This is a genomic window from Cryobacterium sp. N19 (assembly GCF_002929595.1).
Taxonomy (GTDB): domain Bacteria; phylum Actinomycetota; class Actinomycetes; order Actinomycetales; family Microbacteriaceae; genus Cryobacterium; species Cryobacterium flavum.
The window spans coordinates 1-3,692 of sequence record NZ_PJJR01000019.1 but is presented as its reverse complement, the minus strand read 5'-3'; the positions used below and the strand labels follow the sequence as shown (position 1 = coordinate 3,692).

The following is a 3,692-nucleotide window of genomic DNA, read 5'->3' as shown; positions in this document are numbered from 1 at the left end:
CCATGACTGGGCAGTTTTCATGGCCACCAGCGGGCATTTCTAGTGGCCGCCAGTGGGCCGTTCCTCATGGCCCTTGACAGGGCATAACCGAATCCTTTCACTAGAAAGAAAGCGGCAGGAAATCAGGGACGGTTCAACACGACCTTTACCGCTTCGGATTGTGGTGATAAACAGAGGAATGGCCACGTCATCAGATTCAGAACCGTGGTTTGATCGGCTGCAGGAGTCCCTAGCCTCGGGGTCACTTTTGGACATTGCTCCGGGGCCTTGATAACAATCAAGTCATCCCCGATGAGACCACAACATGGCGTGAAGACCGCCAGCTTCCCGCTGAGATCATCCGGCAGCTGCTGCTCACCCCGGACCTTGTTGCCGATCCGCGCGGCTTGCTCATCCGCGGCACTCTCATTACTGGCGCCCTTGAACTAAGCCACGTGAAATCGGTGATTGAGTTGACGCGCGAGCGATTCCGTTGATTGGAAGCTGTTCGCCAGAGCTCAAGTTAGTCGGTTACGGGCTGAACAGGAGCTAGGTGGGCGGTAGAAAGTCGGTGTGCGGGCCACAGCCCCGTGGTCCCGTATGGGGCGGTGAAGACGACGTCGTGACTTGCTGCCACGTTGTGTGTTCCGAATTCGTCGCAGATCGTTGAGAACGTGAATCCATCGCGGTAGACCGCCTCGAGTGGAACCTCCCAGATATGCGACAAAGTTTGGACGTATTCATCAAGGACGAAGGTGCCGGAGAAAGGGCCGGGGTCGCCAGCAATCACTAGCGCATGGTCGTCACCTCCGATGATCATGTGCTTCTTGTCTTTCCAAGAGACTTTCGTCATGTAGCTGAGCCGTGCGTAGACCTCCCTGAACTGCGTTGGGTGCAGTTTCATCTCCCGTGCGGCATTGAGTTGAAGCTGTTGAACGTTTTCGGAGCGGCCCCAGTCCTGAAGTATGCAGACGACGCCGATCCTCCCCATGCGAAGCCCGATTATGGGGGCGTAGATGTCATCCATGTAGTCAAATCGTCGGCGTGACCGTTCGTCGTCCAGGCACTCGAAGAAATGGAAACTGGCGGGGCCGGGTGCATCTGGCTCCCAGCTGACGAACCCTCCGGCTGATTGAAGAAGAAAATGATGAAACGAAACGCTCCGAAGGTGTGACTCTGGGATCAGGCGCTCGCCTTCTTGTTCCCGGACGTACCGGGGCCGGAGGCTTTCCTTGTAGATCAGCCCGTAGTAGATCTTCCCGAGCCAGATAAAGAGGTCGCGGCGATTCAGCGCCCTGAAAGCGGCGATGCCGTCCAGAAACGCAGCCTTGACACGAACCTCCACGGGGCTTAGATCTCCCCCGTTGCACGGCTTGCAACATGGCACCGTCAGTTTGCGGTATTGGAGCAACTCATCGTTGAGCTGGTGGATAGTCCCATCCCACAGGTCCAGTTCGCGTAGAAGCCACTGGGGGAACACATGTTCCCTCGAGCGGAGCGGGGACCCCTCCGGGATGTGACAACCGCAGATGAAACAGCGATCAGCCCCAAACTCCTGCGACCGATTCTTCAAGAACTGATGATGGTTGTCTGTAGGCATTTGTTCCCCTTTTCGCAGTCTAGGGCTCGGTGACAGAAGGGGTGAAGCGCGCGCTGGACCGCACGCCCCAAGAAGAGTTCGCTCAGCTCGCCCAGAAACAGCCCGAGATCTTGACCCAGCACGACCAACTTAGCCGCCCCATCATCCGGGGAACCTAGCAGCGCGACCCCGTATCCAGGGGATACCCCAGCCGAGATACTCGACAGGCAACCACATAAATCGCAGACGCTTGGCGCCGCAAAGCAAACTTCGCTTCGAATCGTGGCAACAATCAGCCCGGGGCCGAACCGCGGCCCAGCATCCGAGACTGCCTACGGGCCCTGCATCTATTCCGCAGATATAGAAATACGAGACAACAGAGGATGGCAACATAAAGCAGCCTTGATCAGCAAGATTCGAAGAGGCTGATAGCCCGCGCAAACCCCTGATAGAGCCGTACTCTTACTCGAAAGGTCACCGGATCGACGCCGGTCGCGGCTACCACCCCACTCACTCGAAACACTGGGAATAACCCAAGGAAGCTTCTCCTACCTCCGGCACGTCGTGCCTGGAACCTCGCTGGTGCGCCCTGCTCGGTTCCCAGTCGTTGGTGGGCGGCGTCGATCTATGAACATTCGCGGATCCGGAGCGGTCTCGGTCCAGGTTTCGACAAACTTCACCAGATGAGTTCATAGCGTAAGATCTTCGCGCGTCGGCGGGCATGACCTTTAGCGTCGAATTCGACGAATTCGACGAATTCACAGGCGCCCTCACCTATGGTCGGCACCCTGACCGACGGTGCGGTCCAAGCTTTCTGCGAGCCGGGTGTCATCGTCGCTGCCACCAAGGAGCAGAGGCACGAATCGGGTCAGGGCGGAGAAGGCACTTGCCTGATCCGAGTACACGCCGAGTGACACGAGGTGTGTGCTCCCGTTCGAGGTGGTCAGCTCCACGCAGGGATAGTGCTCTTCCGGCGCGAGTCCCTCGCGCACAGCGTCCACGAAGGTGTTGCTGTCGAGCTGTTCCTCGATCGAGACGACTTGGTCGAGGTTGATCCAGACGTCGTCGGCGCCAATGATCGGCCGGGAGCGGTCGTGTCCGTAGGTGGTGACGGCAAGTTTGAGAAAACGCATGAGGGTCCTTCCGCGATGGGTAGACCTTGACGCTAATTCGCGGGAACCGGAGGCCGCCGGCGACCAAGGTGATCTGTGGATAACGTTGCGCGGTGGGGGGAGTGTGAGGGGGATGTTCCCCCTCACCGGGCGAGATCGCCGCCTCGCGGCGGTCTCGCCCGGTCTTAGTGGCTGGTGTTGTCGAAGGCGGCGAGGGCGATTTCCAGTGCACGGTCATAGCTGATTCCAGCGGGTCGGACCGAGCCAGGCACGAATCGTTGCGACTTGGGCAGTCGAAGCGTCCCGGAGTATCCTTCTGGCGCGTCCTGCAGGGGGCCATAGCTGGGGAGCAGGAGCAACCACTGGCTGAAGGGCTGGTCGGCGTCGTTGAGGGCGGCGGCACGAAATTTGGCGGTCGGGTTCAGGCACAGCGCCCAGAAACGATCGGCTTGTCCTCGCGCCGTGAGGCGTTCACTCACCGGTCGGGGCGTCACGCCCTGAGGCGGCATCCACCTTGCGGTCGTGGCGTGCATATACGGGCGAAGTCGGGAGTCGTCGCGTGCGGGAATGTCGTTGAGGGCTGCTTGGGCGGCGCGTTCAGCTCGTCGTGCGGCGCGGTGCGCGGCGCTANTGTCCCGCTGGCTTTTGCCCCTGCCGAGGGGCGCGTATCTGGCAAAGAATGCGTTGGCTGCTTTACGATCGGCTGCTATGTCATCGCTGGTGCGTTCGGGACGGGTGGTGACGGGGAACTGGGGCATGAGACTCTCCGCTCAACTGATTTTTTTGCCTGGCTGGCAAGAGAATCGATAGAGAGCGGGAGTGCCGAAGTGCACGGCTGGTCGGGGGAAATAAGGGAGCCTGCGACCGCGCCCGAGCAGCTGGGCACGTAGGCACGGAAGCGAACTACGATGACCGGCCAGATAGACAAAAAACGACAAAGGCGTCCGCGCAGCGGTCCAAGGACCCGCAGGGTCTCCCCCGGTCCCCATGGGGTTGCGTCTGGTGTTAGCCGGCGTCGCCGA

At 60.0% G+C, this 3,692-nt stretch carries 3 protein-coding genes; 1 reads left to right on the top strand and 2 read right to left on the bottom strand.

Features of this window, described 5'->3' with window-relative positions; translation table 11 throughout:
• The first annotated feature begins 254 nt into the window (after positions 1-254).
• On the top strand, positions 255-476 hold the full coding sequence (locus CXY78_RS20875; protein ID WP_104087455.1) for a hypothetical protein: 222 nt from the start codon (positions 255-257) through the stop codon (positions 474-476).
• Between the two features lie 26 nt (positions 477-502).
• On the opposite strand, the gene CXY78_RS00210 is transcribed toward CXY78_RS20875, so the two are convergent.
• Together CXY78_RS00210 and CXY78_RS00205 are read right to left on the bottom strand one after the other, a co-directional pair.
• Entirely contained in the window at positions 503-1,579 is a 1,077-nt protein-coding gene (locus tag CXY78_RS00210; RefSeq protein ID WP_104087453.1) for a hypothetical protein, read from the bottom strand.
• Between the two features lie 749 nt (positions 1,580-2,328).
• Positions 2,329-2,691, bottom strand: a complete 363-nt coding sequence (locus tag CXY78_RS00205; protein WP_104087452.1) for a hypothetical protein — start codon at positions 2,689-2,691, stop codon at positions 2,329-2,331.
• Positions 2,692-3,692 lie beyond the last annotated feature (1,001 nt).